We start from the raw sequence: 14,354 nt of genomic DNA on the forward strand, positions 1-14,354 counted from the left end.
CCACTAGGCCGCGACCGCGGCCGCCGCAGCTTTCCGGGGAACGCAGTGGACTGGAAAGCGAGGAAGCCCAGCCGGCGGATGCCGGCACCCGGCGCCTGAGGGCATCATAACAAGAACAAAAAAGAACAAATGGCAAACTTTCGAGCTTGGCGAATGAGAACGTAGAGGGTACATTCCCCTTTACCGCAGCCGTTGAACGCCCGTTGGCCGTATGCGACAAGAGGGGGACAGCAAGATGTCGGCACCACTTCGTCTGGTAGAAACACCCATGGATAAGCAAAAGGCCCTCGACGCCGCTCTCGGCCAGATCGAACGCGCGTTCGGCAAGGGCTCTATCATGAAGCTCGGCGCCAAGGAGGCGTCGATGGAGGTGGATGCCATCTCCACCGGCTCCCTGGGCCTGGACATCGCGCTGGGCATCGGCGGCCTGCCGCGCGGTCGCATCATCGAGATCTACGGGCCGGAAAGCTCGGGCAAGACCACGCTGGCGCTGCACGCCATCGCCGAGGCGCAGAAGAGCGGCGGCACCTGCGCTTTCGTCGATGCCGAGCACGCGCTGGACCCGTCCTACGCCCGCAAGCTGGGTGTGAATGTGGACGACCTGCTGGTCTCCCAGCCCGACGCCGGTGAACAGGCCCTGGAGATCACCGACACGCTGGTGCGTTCCGGCGCCATCGACGTGCTGGTGGTGGACTCGGTGGCGGCCCTGGTGCCGCGCGCCGAACTGGAAGGCGAGATGGGCGACAGCCACGTCGGCCTGCAGGCCCGCCTGATGAGCCAGGCGCTGCGCAAGCTGACCTCGTCCATCTCCAAGTCCAACTGCCTGGTCATCTTCATCAACCAGATCCGCCTGAAGATCGGCGTGATGTTCGGCAACCCGGAGACGACGACCGGCGGTAACGCGCTGAAGTTCTACGCCTCCGTCCGCCTGGACATCCGCCGCATCGGCGCCATCAAGGACCGCGACAACGTCGTCGGCAACCAGACCCGCGTGAAGGTGGTGAAGAACAAGCTGGCCCCGCCGTTCCGCGTGGTCGAGTTCGACATCATGTACGGCGAGGGTGTGTCCAAGGTGGGCGAGCTGATCGACCTGGGCATTCAGGCCGGCGTGGTCGAGAAGTCGGGCGCCTGGTTCTCCTACGACGGTCAGCGCGTGGGCCAGGGCCGCGAGAACGCCAAGCAGTTCCTGCGCACCAACCCGGCCATCGCCAAGGCCATCGAGGAAAAGGTCCGCGCCAACGCCGGCCTGGTGGCCGGCGCCATGATGGTGGGCTCCCCCGAGGCCGACGGCGACGCCGACAGCCCCGAGTGATGCCTTCGTCGTGGCCAAAGGGCGGATGCCCTGACCGCGTCTGAGCAATGAGAATGAGCAAGGCGGGCCGGTGACGGTCCGCCTTTTTCATACCTGTTCTCATTCTTTAGGCCTGGGGGAGGTAGGGGCTGTCGATTCGCCAGGATCACGGGCTTATCCTGACCCCAGCCAAAGGACGGGGCCAAAGGGCGGAGGATGGAATGGCAAGGCCTCTCGGAAGCGTCGGACTCATCGTCCTGCTGGCCGTATTGGCGCTGGTCCCCATCGGCCGGGCGGCGGCGCCCACGGCCATCGCCATCCCCGACTTCGGCTTCGTCGACACCTCGGGTGAGGCGGGGGACCAGCAGGCGGCGCACGCGGCGCGGCTGGCGGAACTGACCCGGGGCCTGAGGGCCGACCTGGGAAGCGGCGGCCGCTATCGGGTGCTGCCTCTGGCCTGCGGCGGGGCGGGCAACGGGGTGGACTGCCGTGCCGCCGATCCCGCCGCCTTGGCGGAGGCTGCCCGCCGGGCCGGCGCCCGGGTGCTGGTGCTGGGGGATGTGCACAAGACCAGCACCCTGCTGCTCAGCACCAAGGTTCAGGTCCTGGACCTCCAGACCAACAGGCTGCTGCTGGACCGCTTCCTGTCCTTTCGCGGCGACAATGACGAGGCCTGGCGGCGCATGACGCACTTCATCGCCCGCGAGATGGACGGCTTGGTGCTGGACGGTACTGCCCCCTGACCTTTTATGGGGATACCACTTGGCTCAGCATGGTGCGCACCACCTGGCGGTGAAAGGGCATGATCAGGGTAAGGTAGGCGCGGCCCAGCCAGTTGTGGGTGCGCACCACCGTGGTGGCGGTGACCTGGCAGCCACCCGTTTCCTGGCGCACGTCGACCACGGCGCGGAAATCCAGGTGCTTGTCCGCCATGCCCAGCACCACCCGGTCCGGCCCGCAGCTGAGGATGGGGAAGATGCCGATATGGCCGGCGCGCGAGGCCTCTGCCGCCGGTGGCCGGGGGGCCTTCAGGCCCAGGGGCGCTACGATGGCGTTGCGCAGGGCCATCAGCCGCCGCACCCAGGTGGGGGAGGTGCCCATCATGCGCTGTGCCGCGGTCAGGGCGTCCAGGGGGCGGACATCGGCAGGTGTCCCGGTGGGCGGCAGCGTCAGGCGGAAGGCATCGGCGAACTGGGCGCCGGGCAGCAGGGCCCAGGTGTCAGGGGCCGGTGCGACCTCCTGGGGGGCGACTTCACGGGAGGCGGTTTCGTGCACGGTCATGGCGGGCTCCCTCGCAGGCCGCGCGCATCTTATCCCCGCCATCCCGACCCGCCACCCCCAAAGGCGTAACGCCACTTAATTGCAGAACTGAGATCAAAAGCGTATCATCCGCACCGATCGCATGAATGCGAAGATCATGGACCCAAAATGGGGGGCGGATGATGGTTTCGACCACAGGCGCGTACGGCTATTCCCAGGCGCAAAGCCTGGCTTCCTCGGTGACGCAGCAGACGTCGCTGTTCGGTGGCGCGTCCACCGCCAACGCCCCCAAGACCACCGCTGAAAAGGTCGCCGCCGCCCTGCAAAAGGGCGACACCGCTGGCGCCATCGGCGCCTTCGTCGATGAAAAGACCCTGAAGAAGCTGACCAAGCTGCAGGCCGACGCCACGCAGTTGGATAAGCAGATCAAGCAGAAGTCCGCCGACAACGACAAGAAGGCCGCCCAGGACAAGGTCGACAACGCCAAGCGCCAACTGAAGGCCCTGCGCATGCGCGCCCAGCTGGCCGCCGCCATGGGCGACAAGCAGGCAGCCGCCCGCATCGCGCGCGAGGCGGCGGACGTGGCCAAGTCCCTGGGCTCTGCCGCGCAGGAGTATGCCGGCGCCGTGAAGAACGGCGCCACGGTCGGCGCCAGCGGCGGCGATTCTTCCGTCGCCTCCGGTGCCGCGGGCACCAGCGGGGCCGGCACCGGTGGCGCCGCTACCGACATCGCCGGCGTGGGCAGCGACGCCGCCCAAATCCAGGCCACCGCCGCCGGCACCGGCCAGGCCCCGACCACTTCCACCCAGGCCGCATCGGCGCAAGCCGCCACCGCAGCCGGCGCCGACGCCACCTTGCAGACGGGCGACGCCCAGGCTGCGGCCAATGAGGGCAAGACCGACAAGGCCGGCATCATTCAGGTGCCCGACAGCGAGAAGGACACGGCGGCCCGCAAGGAACGCATGGATTTCATGGGCAACGTCCGCACCCTGATGGACCAGGCGCGCAGCGTCTACGCCCAGGCCAAGCACATCCTGGAGCGCAAGCCCGGCGATCCCCAGGACCCCGACCACAGCGGCCAGGACATCGCCGACGCCGCCAAGCAGGTGGACGCCGCCGACCAGGACTTGGCCGCCGGCACCACCCCCACCGTGCCCACGGCGCCCACGGTCATCGCCACGCCCAACAACACCCTGCTGTTGGTCTGACGGGGCCGTCGCGCCAATCGATCGGTCAGGATCAGTCAGTCCGCCCGTCGATCGTTCAATCGACAGGGGCGCCGGGGCTCATCTGGAATGGAAAGCGGTGAAAAGCCGCGCGCCCAGGGCATTTCATCGCCCCCATCCCATGGACAGCCCCCGCATCCGCACGCTACAAACCCTGTCCTGGTGTTTCGCGCCAGGGGATGTTCCTTCGCATGCTTAAGGCTGTTGCCCGATGAAGACCGCCAACGAGATCCGCTCCGCTTTCCTGGACTACTTCGTGAAGAACGGCCACACGGAGGTGGAGTCCAGCCCGCTGGTGCCGCGCAACGACCCGACGTTGATGTTCACCAACGCCGGCATGGTGCAGTTCAAGAACGTCTTCACCGGCAACGAGGTGCGCCCCTACACCCGCGCCACCACCTCGCAGAAGTGCGTGCGCGCTGGCGGCAAGCATAACGACCTGGAGAATGTGGGCTACACCGCCCGGCACCACACCTTCTTCGAGATGCTGGGCAACTTCTCCTTCGGCGACTATTTCAAGGCCGACGCGATCGAGCTGGCCTGGAACCTGATCACCAAGACCTTCGCCCTGCCGAAGGACAAGCTGCTGGTCACGGTCTACCACACCGATGACGAGGCGCATGGCCTGTGGAAGAAGGTGGCCGGCCTGTCGGACGACCGCATCATCCGCATCCCCACGGCCGACAATTTCTGGGCCATGGGTGACACCGGCCCTTGCGGCCCGTGCTCCGAGATTTTCTACGACCATGGCGAGGGCATCCCCGGCGGCCCCCCCGGCAGCCCGGACCAGGACGGTGATCGCTTCATCGAAATCTGGAACCTGGTGTTCATGCAGTATGAGCAGGTGACGAAGGAGGAGCGGGTGTCCTTGCCCCGGCCCTCCATCGACACCGGCATGGGGCTGGAGCGTCTGGCGGCGGTGCTGCAGGGCGTGCACGACAATTACGACACCGACCTGATGCGGGCGCTGATCGAGGCGTCGGCCGATGCCACCAACAGCGACCCGTCGGGCGCGCACGCCGTGTCGCACCGCGTGATCGCCGACCATTTGCGCGCCTCCTCCTTCCTGATCGCCGACGGCGTGCTGCCGGCGAACGAGGGGCGCGGCTATGTCCTGCGCCGCATCATGCGCCGCGCCATGCGCCACGCCCACATGATCGGCGCCCGTGACCCGGTGATGCACAAGCTGGTGCCGGCGCTGGTGCGCGAGATGGGCGGCCACTACACCGAGCTGCAGCGCGCCCAGGCCCTGATCACCGAGACCCTGCGGCTGGAGGAAACCCGGTTCAAGCAGACGCTGGACCGCGGCCTGAAGCTGCTGGACGAGGAAGAGGAAAAGCTGGGTGCCGGTCAGCCCTTGGCCGGCGAGGTGGCGTTCAAGCTGTACGACACCTACGGCTTCCCCCTGGATCTGACGCAGGACGTGCTGCGCGGCCGCAACCGCACCGTCGAGGTCGATGGCTTCACCGCTGCCATGGAGCGCCAGCGGGCCGAGGCGCGCAAGGCCTGGGCCGGCAGCGGCGAGGCGGCGACCGAGCGCGTGTGGTTCGAGCTGAAGGATGAGCTGGGCGCCACCGAGTTCCTGGGCTACGACACCGAGAACGCCGAGGGCAAGGTCACGGCCGTGCTGGATCGCCAAGGCAACAAGCTGAGCAAGGCGACCGCCGGCCAGGATGTCATCGTGCTGGTGAACCAGACGCCGTTCTATGGCGAGTCCGGCGGCCAGGTGGGCGACAGCGGCGTGATCTTCGGCGCCGGTGGCGTCGAGGTGGCCGTCAGCGACACGCAGAAGAAGCTGGGCGCCGTCTTCGCCCACATCGGCACCGTCACCCACGGCACGCTTTCGCCCGGACAGTTGGTGGAACTGCGCGTGAACGGCCGCCGTCGCGGCGACATCCGCGCCAACCACTCCGCCACCCACCTGCTGCACGAGGCCCTGCGCCAGCGCCTGGGCGAGCATGTCACGCAGAAGGGCTCGCTGGTGTCGGCGGAGCGCCTGCGCTTCGACATCAGCCAGCCGACGCCGCTGTCGGATGACGACGTGCGCGTGGTTGAGGCGGCGGTGAACGCCCGCATCCTGGGCAACAGCGAGGTCGTCACCCGCCTGATGACCCCGGCCGAGGCCATCGAGCAGGGCGCCATGGCGCTGTTCGGCGAGAAGTACGGCGACGAGGTCCGCGTCGTCAGCATGGGCGGGCAGGACGAAGGCCTGAACCGCCAGTACTCCGTTGAGCTGTGCGGCGGCACCCATGTGCGCCGTACCGGTGACATCGGCCTGTTCAAGATCGTGTCGGAGGGTGCGGTCTCCGCCGGCGTGCGCCGTATCGAGGCGCTGACCGGCCGGGGTGCGTTCGAATACCTGGAAGGGCAGGAGGGCCGCCTGCTGGCCGCCGCCGGCGCCCTGAAGGTTTCCGCGGCCGAGGTGCCGGCCCGCGTCGCCACCCTGGTGGAGGAACGCCGCCGCCTGGAAAAGGAAGTGGCTGACCTGAAGCGCCAGCTGGCCCTGGGCGGGGGCGGCGGTGCCGCCGCCACGCCGGAGAAGGTGATCAACGGCGTGAAACTGTCGGCCCGCGTGCTGGACGGCATCGATGCCAAGGACCTGAAGCCCCTGGCCGACGAGATCAAGGGCCAGATCGGTAGCGGCATCGTCCTGCTGGTGGCCAAGGGCGAAGGTAAAGTCACCCTGGTGGCCGGCGTGACCGCCGACCTTACGGGCCGCTTCAACGCCGTGGACCTGGTGAAGGTCGCGGCAGCGGCCGTGGGCGGCAAGGGCGGCGGCGGCCGCCCCGACATGGCCCAGGCCGGCGGCAGCGAGCCCGACAAGGCCGACGCCGCCGTGGCGGCGGTCGAGGCCGCCATCGCCGGCTAGGTTCGAAACAAGTCATCGGCGTGGGGGTGACCTCACGCCGATCTTGTTCCTGGCTCTATCCTCTCGCGCTCTTTACCCTAGGACGCGACCGCGTCCGCCGGAGATTTCCGGGGAACGCAGTGGACTGGAAATCGAGGATAAGCCAAGGGCGCGGATGCGCCCGCCCGGCGCCTGAGGGAACACGAATATGAAATTTCAGGGGACGGAAAACTACGTCGCGACCGATGACCTGCGGGTCGCCGTCAACGCCGCCGTCACCTTGCAGCGCCCCCTGCTGGTGAAGGGGGAGCCGGGCACGGGCAAGACCGTGCTGGCGCAGGAGGTGGCGAACGCCCTGGGCCGGCCGCTGCTGCAATGGCATGTGAAGTCCACCACCAAGGCGCAGCAGGGCCTGTACGAGTACGACGCCGTCAGCCGCCTGCGCGACGGCCAGTTGGGCGACGCCCGCGTCAACGACATCGCCAACTACATCCGCAAGGGCAAGCTGTGGGAGGCGTTCGAGGCCGAAATGGCCCCCGTGCTGCTGATCGATGAGATCGACAAGGCGGACATCGAGTTCCCCAACGACCTGCTGCAGGAACTCGACCGCATGGAATTCTTCGTCTACGAGACGGGGCAGACCATCACGGCGCGGCAGCGGCCGGTGGTCATCATCACCTCCAACAACGAGAAGGAACTGCCGGACGCTTTCCTGCGCCGTTGTTTCTTCCATTACATCCGCTTCCCCGATGCGGAAACCATGGCCCGCATCGTCGATGTGCACTTCCCCAATCTGAAGCAAGACCTGCTGCGCGACGCCCTGACCCTGTTCTATGAGGTGCGCGAGGTGCCGGGCCTGAAGAAAAAGCCCTCCACCTCCGAACTGCTGGACTGGATCAAGCTGCTGATGATCGAGGATATCGACCCGGCGGTGCTGCGCCAGCGCGACCCCAAGAAGGCCATCCCGCCGCTGCACGGCGCCCTGTTGAAGAATGAGCAGGACGTGCATCTGTTCGAGCGCCTGGCCTTCCTGGCGCGGCGGGAACGGGATTGAGCCGCGTCACGGCGGCAGTGTGGCCGTCGGCTCCTCGGCTTGCTTTCCTGCTGGCCATGACGCTTGGCCTGTGGGTCGTCTTGGCCGCCATTGTTCCGGCCTATGCCGGGGAAGACAAGGACTACTGTTTCGGGGTGCAGGGAACGGATAGGGAGCAACCGGCGCCAGCTATGGCGAACGGACGAATCATTGGCCATGACAAGGCATTTTTCCAAAATGACGTGGGCGCTGGAGGGCACTGTCCGGGCCCATCGCCGGCCTGCCGTTTACCAGGTCAGTCCTACGTCATTCCAGGCGACCACGTCGTTCTCTTCAACCAGAAGCCGGGCTTCGTGTGCGCTGGCTTCTACGTGCCGCGCAAATTTCAGCTCATCATTGGGTGGCTTCCGATGGAGCAGGTGGAGGTAGTGCCACCTCAAACGATGCCGGTGCCGAGGAAGTTCTGGGAAGGAACTTGGCGGACGAGCGATGCCGATGCCGAGATCACCCTCCGCTGGGAAGGGGATACGCTGAGGATCACGGGGCAAGCCGTCTGGGAGGGCGACGATGTCCCCCACACCGGAGAATTGGACGACACCGGCGTGCCCGTCGGCAATACCGTGGACTATGGGGTGAAGGACCGGGACACTTATGACTGCAGTGTCCGTTTGATCACCTATGGGGACCACATCATCCTTTCCGATAACAGTGGATGTGGTGGCATGAACGTCCGGTTTTCCGGCTTCTATACCCGGATGCCGCCGGACAAAGCCGCCCACTGACCGGCCCGCCATTGCGTTCGCAGCAGACCTCCCAGCACGGCCTGTGGGTTGAAGGGACGGAGGCGAGAAAAATCAGGTGACTGACATGGCGCGCTTCCAGATGCCGCGCCGAAGCTTGTGTGCGCTGCAACATTCGTCACAGCGCATCCCGCCTGTTTGCGCTAACACTGTTGATGTCTCAACAGCGGGCGAAGGGTTGCGGTCATGGGTGCCGGTATCGTGCGGCGGTGGATGGTGGCCTTGGTGTTGGGCGGGCTGGCGGCGGTGCCGCGGGTCGCCCAGGCCGGCGCCGGTCTGGGACTGGAGATGGTGTGCGCCGACGCCGTGAACGCCGCCCCGGTGGTGGACCGGCTTCCCCCCTTCGCCCGCATGCTGGGCCTGATGCCGGCGCACCCCGCGCCGGTGCCCACGGCCGCCTGCGCGGCGGGGTACCAGGCGCTGTGGACGCGCAAGTCGGTGCCTGCCCCTGAAACGCCGGTCGCGGCTGGGCCCACGCGCGATACCGCCTGGAGGCCGCAGGCCTTCGATGGCCTGGCCGGGGCGCGCGATCTGGGGCTTTACACCCACTATGCCGGTGCCCTGCTGGCGGGGCTGCCGGCTGACCTGGCGGTGCGGGGGGATCGGATGCGGACCGCCGCCGTCGCCCGGCTGATCGTCATCGGCCAGAGCCTGGCCGCAAGCGCTTACCGCCCGGTCGCAGCCCTGCACCGCGCCTATCGCGACCCCACGGAACCATCACCCGCGCGCATGGCCCGTCTGCTGCGTCCCGAGGCGGACACGCAGAGCCCCTGAAAGCAAAGCATAGGGCTGTGCGCTGGGTGGCGAGCCGGCCCCAGCGCGGCGCGGGAGCTTGAGCGGGTCGTGCCCGTTTCGATGCGGTAGCATGCCCGCTGGCTAATTTATCCAATATGCAATTTTTACTGCGAACGCAGGCCGCTGAATACTCAGGAGATGCAATCGGTTGTATAATTACTATTGTATGCTATCAAGTATATGATCAGAATATTGTGCTCATGATTTCAATAATTTTCCTGAGTTGCCGGTGCGGATACCCCATGCTATGCTTTGGTATATGCTGGATGTACTTGGATTGAAGCGGGCTGTTAGCACTTTGTTAATGCGGCTTAGGTGATCATCCGGCCTAAGATATTAACTCCTCAGGCTAGAGATGATGAACTTCCTTTCCAGCATGAAAGTCGGGCGCAAGCTGGCGGCCGCTTTCACGATCATCGTCGCCATCACCTTGATCGCTTCGGGCATCAACTACCGGGCGCTGTCCACCATTCGCGACACGACGCAGTGGACCGACCATACCTACAAGGTGCTGGAACGGCTTGGCCATGCCATGGCGGCCATGGTCGATCGGGAATCGGGCCTGCGCGGCTATCTGATCGGCGCCGACGCCAAGTTCCTGGAGCCGTACCAGAAGGGCCAGGTGGCGTTCGAGGCAGCGTTTGCGGAGGTCAAGTCCCTGACCGCGGACAACCCCGTGCAGCAGGCGCGCCTGGATGACCTGCGCCGGTTGGAGCAGTCCTGGCTACAGGAGGTGGCCAACCAGGAAATCGGGCTGATGGCCAAGCCGGAAACCATCGAGCAGGCGCGCAAGCTGGCGGCCAGCGGCATCGGCAAGGTGCACATGGACCCCATCCGCGCCAAGGTGGCGGAGATCGACAAGGTGGAGCGCGACCTGCTGGGACAGCGGGCGACGGTCCAGGCCGACGCGCTCACGACGGCCATGACCGTCGCGCTGGTCAGCAGCGGCCTGTCCATCCTTCTCGCCGTCGTCATGGCTTGGGGACTGACCCGGTTGGTGGCTGCACCCATCGTCGGCATGACCGCCGTGATGCAGCGCTTGGCGGATGGCGACACGCGGGTGGAGGTGCCGGCCCGGGACCGCGAGGATGAGGTCGGCGGCATGGCCCGGGCCGTCGCTGTCTTCAAGGACAACATGCAGGAGGCGGACCGGCTGCGGACGGAGCAGGAGGCGCTGAAGCAGCGCGCGGAGAAGGAACGCCGGCAGGCGATGCTGGACTTGGCCGGCGCCTTCGAAAGCCGGGTGGGTGGCATCGTCAACGGCGTGACGGCCCAGGCCACGGAATTGCTGGCCACGGCGCAGACCTTGAATTCCTCATCCGGCCATGTGGCGCGTGAGGCGGGCACCGTTGCCGCCGCCTCCATGCAGGCGACGCAGAATGTGCAAACGGTGGCGGCGGCGACGGAAGAACTGTCCGCCTCCATCCAGGAAATCACCCTGCAGGTCTCGCGGTCCAGCCAGATGATCTCCAGCGCCGTCGGCCAGGCGGGGCGGACCAATGAGGAGGTGCAGGGCCTGATGCAGTCGGCCCAGCGCATCGGCGAAGTCGTGACCCTGATCAACGACATCGCCAGCCGCACCAATCTTCTGGCCCTGAACGCCACCATCGAGGCGGCCCGGGCGGGCGATGCCGGCAAGGGCTTCGCCATCGTCGCGTCCGAGGTCAAGTCCCTGGCCACCCAGACGGCCCAGGCCACGGAGGAAATCCGGGCGCAGATCGCCGGCATGCAGGCGGCGACCGAAACCTCGGCCAAGTCCATCCAAGGTATCGTCGAGATCATCAACCAGGTGGACCAGGCCGCCACCACCATCGCCTCGGCAGTGGAGGAACAGGCCGCCACCACCAATGAGATCACGCGCAACGTCCAGCAGGCGGCCCAGGGAACCAACGATGTCAGCCAGACCATCTCGCGCGTCAGCGATGCGGCGCAAGAGACCGGCGGCGCCGCCGGGGAGGTGCACACGGCGGCCAACGATCTCAGCAAGAACGGCGAACTGCTGAAACAGCAGGTCGACACCTTCCTGCGGGAGATCCGCGCCGCGTAAGGCGGGGAATGACTTGAACCAGGGCCTGGGGTGGGCGGCGTTCCTGAATGAACGCGGCCCGCCCCGGGTGCCATGAACTACCACGATGCCGGACTTCTTGGGCGGGAACACGGCGGCATAACAGGAAAGCGGGGATAGAGATGTTCGGATTTTCTAAAAACAATGATGCCATCAACCGCCAGATTTCGGCGCTCAGCGCGCTGCGCGCCAAGGTGATGGTGGCGGACGTTGATCTCAATATCGTCTACGTGAATCCATCCGTGGTCGCCTTGCTGCGGGACGTGGAGCAGGACCTGCGCAAGGAATTGCCGCGTCTCAACGTGGACCGCCTGGTCGGCAGCAACATCGACATCTTCCATAAGAACCCGGCGCACCAGCGGGGCATGCTGGCCAAGTTGGCCAAGCCCCACGCCGCCACCATCAAGGTGGCCAGCCACCAGTTCGACCTGCTGGTCACGCCGCTGAACGACGGCGGCCGGCGCATCGGCTTCGTGGTCGAATGGGCGGACGCCAAGGAGCGGCTGGAGAACCTGGATTACGCCGGGCAGATCGCCGCCATCCGGCGGTCGCAGGCGGTCATCGAATTCACCACCGACGGCATCATCACCAAGGCCAACGACAATTTCCTGACGGTCATGGGCTATCGACTGGACGAGGTCGTGGGCAAGCACCATCAGATGTTCGTAGACCGCGACTACGGCGCCACGGCGGAGTACCGCCAGTTCTGGGAAGCGCTGAAACGCGGCGAGTTCAAGGCCGCGCAGTTCAAGCGCGTCTCCAAGTCCGGCAAGGCCGTCTGGATCGAGGGTGCCTACAACCCGATCTTCGATGAAAAGGGCCAGGTGACCAAGGTCGTGAAATTCGCCGTGGACGTGACGGCCCAGGTCAACCTCCTGAACAACCTGAAGGTCCTGATCGACCAGAACTTCGGCGAGATTGAACGCGCGCTGGAAAAGTCGACGCATGAGACCTCGTCGGCCGGGGCCGCGGCGGGCACCACGGCCAACAGCGTGCAGATGGTGGCGGCCAGCGCCGAGGAGTTGGCGGCCTCCATCGCCGAGATTTCGCAGAGCATGTCGCGCGCCCGCACCGCCACCGACAGTGCCTTCGACCGCACCATCCAGGTGGGCGAAAGCACCGACCGGCTGGCGGCGGCGGCCCAGGCCATGAACGGTATCGTCGGGCTGATCAACAACATCGCCGGCCAGATCAACCTGCTGGCCCTGAACGCCACCATCGAGGCGGCCCGCGCCGGTGAGGCGGGCAAGGGCTTCGCCGTCGTGGCAAGCGAGGTCAAGAACCTGGCCAACCAGTCGGCCAAGGCCACCGAGCAGATTTCGGGTGAAATCGAGGGGATACAGTCCACCTCCGCCGAGGTGGCCGGAGCCCTGAACGCCATTCGCGACGCCGTTTCCATCGTGCGTGAGCATGTGTCCGGGACGGCCGCCGCCGTGGAGGAGCAGAGCGCCGTCACCCGCAGCATGTCCACCAACATGCACAGCGCCTCCAGCGCCGTCTCCACGGTGACGACCAACGTCACGGCCATTTCCGCTGCCATCAGCCAGGTCGCCGCCGCCGTGGACAAGACCAAGGAGGCGGCCCAGGTGCTCGTGCGCTGACGACAGGTTTGGAGTCTGGATGCCGGCGGCGCGGCCTTGAGGGGACCGCGCCCTTGGCGATCTCAGTGCCCGCCCAACAGCACCACCCCGGTCTCCTCCGTCCTCGCGTGTTCCAGCTCTGCCAGGGCCGCGTCGATGTCGTGTGGCGGGGCCATGAAGCGGCGGAAGACGCCGCCGGCCGCCGCGGCCAGCGGCGTTGTGGCGTCGCGGTCGAAGTAGGCGGCGAACCCGGCCGCCTCCTCCAGCACCTGGCGCCCCGCGTTCTCGAAGAAGGTGCCGGCGCCCGCCGATGCGGACCCCGTCTCCCCCTGCCCATCGCGCAGCGGTGACACCATGGCGAGATCGGTGTTGAAGCGGTCCAGTTCCGCCGTCTCCGCTAGGAAGCGCACGAAGCGCTGAACCTCGGGCCGCGCGGCCGCCCGGGGCGCCACCACCAGCACGTCCTGCGGCACGTCCTCGTAGCGGGGCATGCCGGAGGTCAGCGTGGGGAAGGGAAAGAAGCCCACATCGTCGCGCACCAGGGGGGAGAAGTGCATGGCAGCGAACCCGCCCAGCAACAGCATGCCGACCTGCTGGTGATAGAAGTAGGGCAGGGTCTCACGCCAACTGTCCCCGGGCTGGGGCGCGTGGAAGTAACCCCGGTTCAGCAGCAGCTGCCACCGCGCCATCACCGCGCGCGCGGCCGGGTCGGTGAAGGGGATGTGGCCCGCCAGCAGGCGGCGATGGAAGTCCAGTCCGTTCAGGCGCAGGTCCAGGTAGTCGAACCAGGCGAACAGCGGCCAGTTTTCCTGCGCGCCATAGGCGAAGGGGGTGACCCCCGCGGCCTTCAGGCGCGCTGCCACGGCCAGCAGATCCTCCCAGGTGCGGGGCGGCGCCAGGTTCAGGCGCCGGAACAGGGATTTGCGGTAAAAGAAGCCCCAGGGGTAGGTCGACAGGGGCACGGCCACGACCTTGGCGCCCACGGTGACGGCGTCGACCGCCGGCGGGCTGAACCGGTCGCGCACCAGCCGGGCCAGATCCGGGGGCAGGGGCGCCACCACCCGCTGGGCATAGCCGTCACGCAGCGCCTTGCCCGAATCCCAGAACGCGACATCCGGCGCGTCGGGCCCGCCGGCCTTGGCGCCGGCCCGCTGCCAATAGAGGTCCATGGGCACTTCGCGATGGGTGATCTGGATGTCCGGGTTGGCGGCGGCGAAGTGGTCCAGCAGGGCGGCCCAGGCGGTGTGCTTGTCCCGGCTGCCCACCATCATGTCGATGGTCAGGTGGCCGGCCCGTGCCGGGCAAGCCAGGCAAAGGACCAGGACCAGACAGAGAAGAAGGCCCGCGGCGCCGTCCGGCCCCCGGCCCTGCCGGCGCGTGACCGCTACCATCCAACGGCCCCCGCCCCGCCTGTCCTGTGCCATTTCGATATCATGCTGGATAACCTTGGACAGGG

The 14,354-nt window shown here is 66.9% G+C and carries 11 protein-coding genes; 9 read left to right on the top strand and 2 right to left on the bottom strand.

Annotated features, from left to right (window positions below; genetic code table 11):
* Window positions 1–235: 235 nt before the first annotated feature.
* Window positions 236–1,312 (top strand): recombinase RecA, encoded by a 1,077-nt coding sequence (recA, locus tag Y958_RS06080; protein WP_088871290.1) that lies wholly within the window; start codon window positions 236–238, stop codon window positions 1,310–1,312.
* A 200-nt stretch (window positions 1,313–1,512) separates the two neighbouring features.
* Window positions 1,513–2,034, top strand: coding sequence for a DUF2380 domain-containing protein (locus Y958_RS06085; RefSeq protein ID WP_211098550.1), 522 nt, complete (start codon window positions 1,513–1,515; stop codon window positions 2,032–2,034).
* Between the two features lie 4 nt (window positions 2,035–2,038).
* On the opposite strand, the gene Y958_RS06090 is transcribed toward Y958_RS06085, so the two are convergent.
* Window positions 2,039–2,572 (bottom strand): DUF2867 domain-containing protein, encoded by a 534-nt coding sequence (locus tag Y958_RS06090; protein WP_088871292.1) that lies wholly within the window; start codon window positions 2,570–2,572, stop codon window positions 2,039–2,041.
* Window positions 2,573–2,730: 158 nt separating this feature from the next.
* Between Y958_RS06090 and Y958_RS06095 the strand changes: the two genes are divergently transcribed.
* The 7 genes from Y958_RS06095 (at window position 2,731) to Y958_RS06125 (ending at window position 12,919) form a co-directional block, all read left to right on the top strand.
* Window positions 2,731–3,759, top strand: a complete 1,029-nt coding sequence (locus Y958_RS06095) for a hypothetical protein (RefSeq protein WP_088871293.1) — start codon at window positions 2,731–2,733, stop codon at window positions 3,757–3,759.
* A 229-nt stretch (window positions 3,760–3,988) separates the two neighbouring features.
* Window positions 3,989–6,646 carry an alanine--tRNA ligase gene (gene alaS, locus Y958_RS06100; RefSeq protein ID WP_088871294.1) on the top strand — a complete coding sequence of 886 codons (2,658 nt, stop codon included), beginning with the start codon at window positions 3,989–3,991 and terminating at the stop codon, window positions 6,644–6,646.
* Window positions 6,647–6,833: 187 nt separating this feature from the next.
* Window positions 6,834–7,679 (top strand): AAA family ATPase, encoded by an 846-nt coding sequence (locus tag Y958_RS06105; protein ID WP_088871295.1) that lies wholly within the window; start codon window positions 6,834–6,836, stop codon window positions 7,677–7,679.
* Entirely contained in the window at window positions 7,676–8,440 is a 765-nt protein-coding gene (locus tag Y958_RS06110; protein ID WP_088871296.1) for a hypothetical protein, read from the top strand. The genes Y958_RS06105 and Y958_RS06110 overlap by 4 nt, the downstream gene beginning before the upstream one ends.
* Before the next feature lie 204 nt (window positions 8,441–8,644).
* Window positions 8,645–9,232, top strand: a complete 588-nt coding sequence (locus Y958_RS06115; RefSeq protein WP_088871297.1) for a hypothetical protein — start codon at window positions 8,645–8,647, stop codon at window positions 9,230–9,232.
* 376 nt (window positions 9,233–9,608) lie between these two features.
* On the top strand, window positions 9,609–11,300 hold the full coding sequence (locus Y958_RS06120) for a methyl-accepting chemotaxis protein (protein ID WP_088871298.1): 1,692 nt from the start codon (window positions 9,609–9,611) through the stop codon (window positions 11,298–11,300).
* 140 nt (window positions 11,301–11,440) lie between these two features.
* On the top strand, window positions 11,441–12,919 hold the full coding sequence (locus Y958_RS06125) for a methyl-accepting chemotaxis protein (protein WP_088871299.1): 1,479 nt from the start codon (window positions 11,441–11,443) through the stop codon (window positions 12,917–12,919).
* A 62-nt stretch (window positions 12,920–12,981) separates the two neighbouring features.
* Here the strand turns inward: Y958_RS06125 and Y958_RS06130 are convergent, their stop codons facing one another.
* The gene (locus tag Y958_RS06130) at window positions 12,982–14,289 is read right to left on the bottom strand and encodes an ABC transporter substrate-binding protein (RefSeq protein WP_186291283.1); all 1,308 of its coding nucleotides are present in this window, start codon (window positions 14,287–14,289) and stop codon (window positions 12,982–12,984) included.
* Window positions 14,290–14,354 lie beyond the last annotated feature (65 nt).

It is taken from the genome of Nitrospirillum viridazoti CBAmc (assembly GCF_000730165.1).
Lineage (GTDB): Bacteria > Pseudomonadota > Alphaproteobacteria > Azospirillales > Azospirillaceae > Nitrospirillum > Nitrospirillum viridazoti.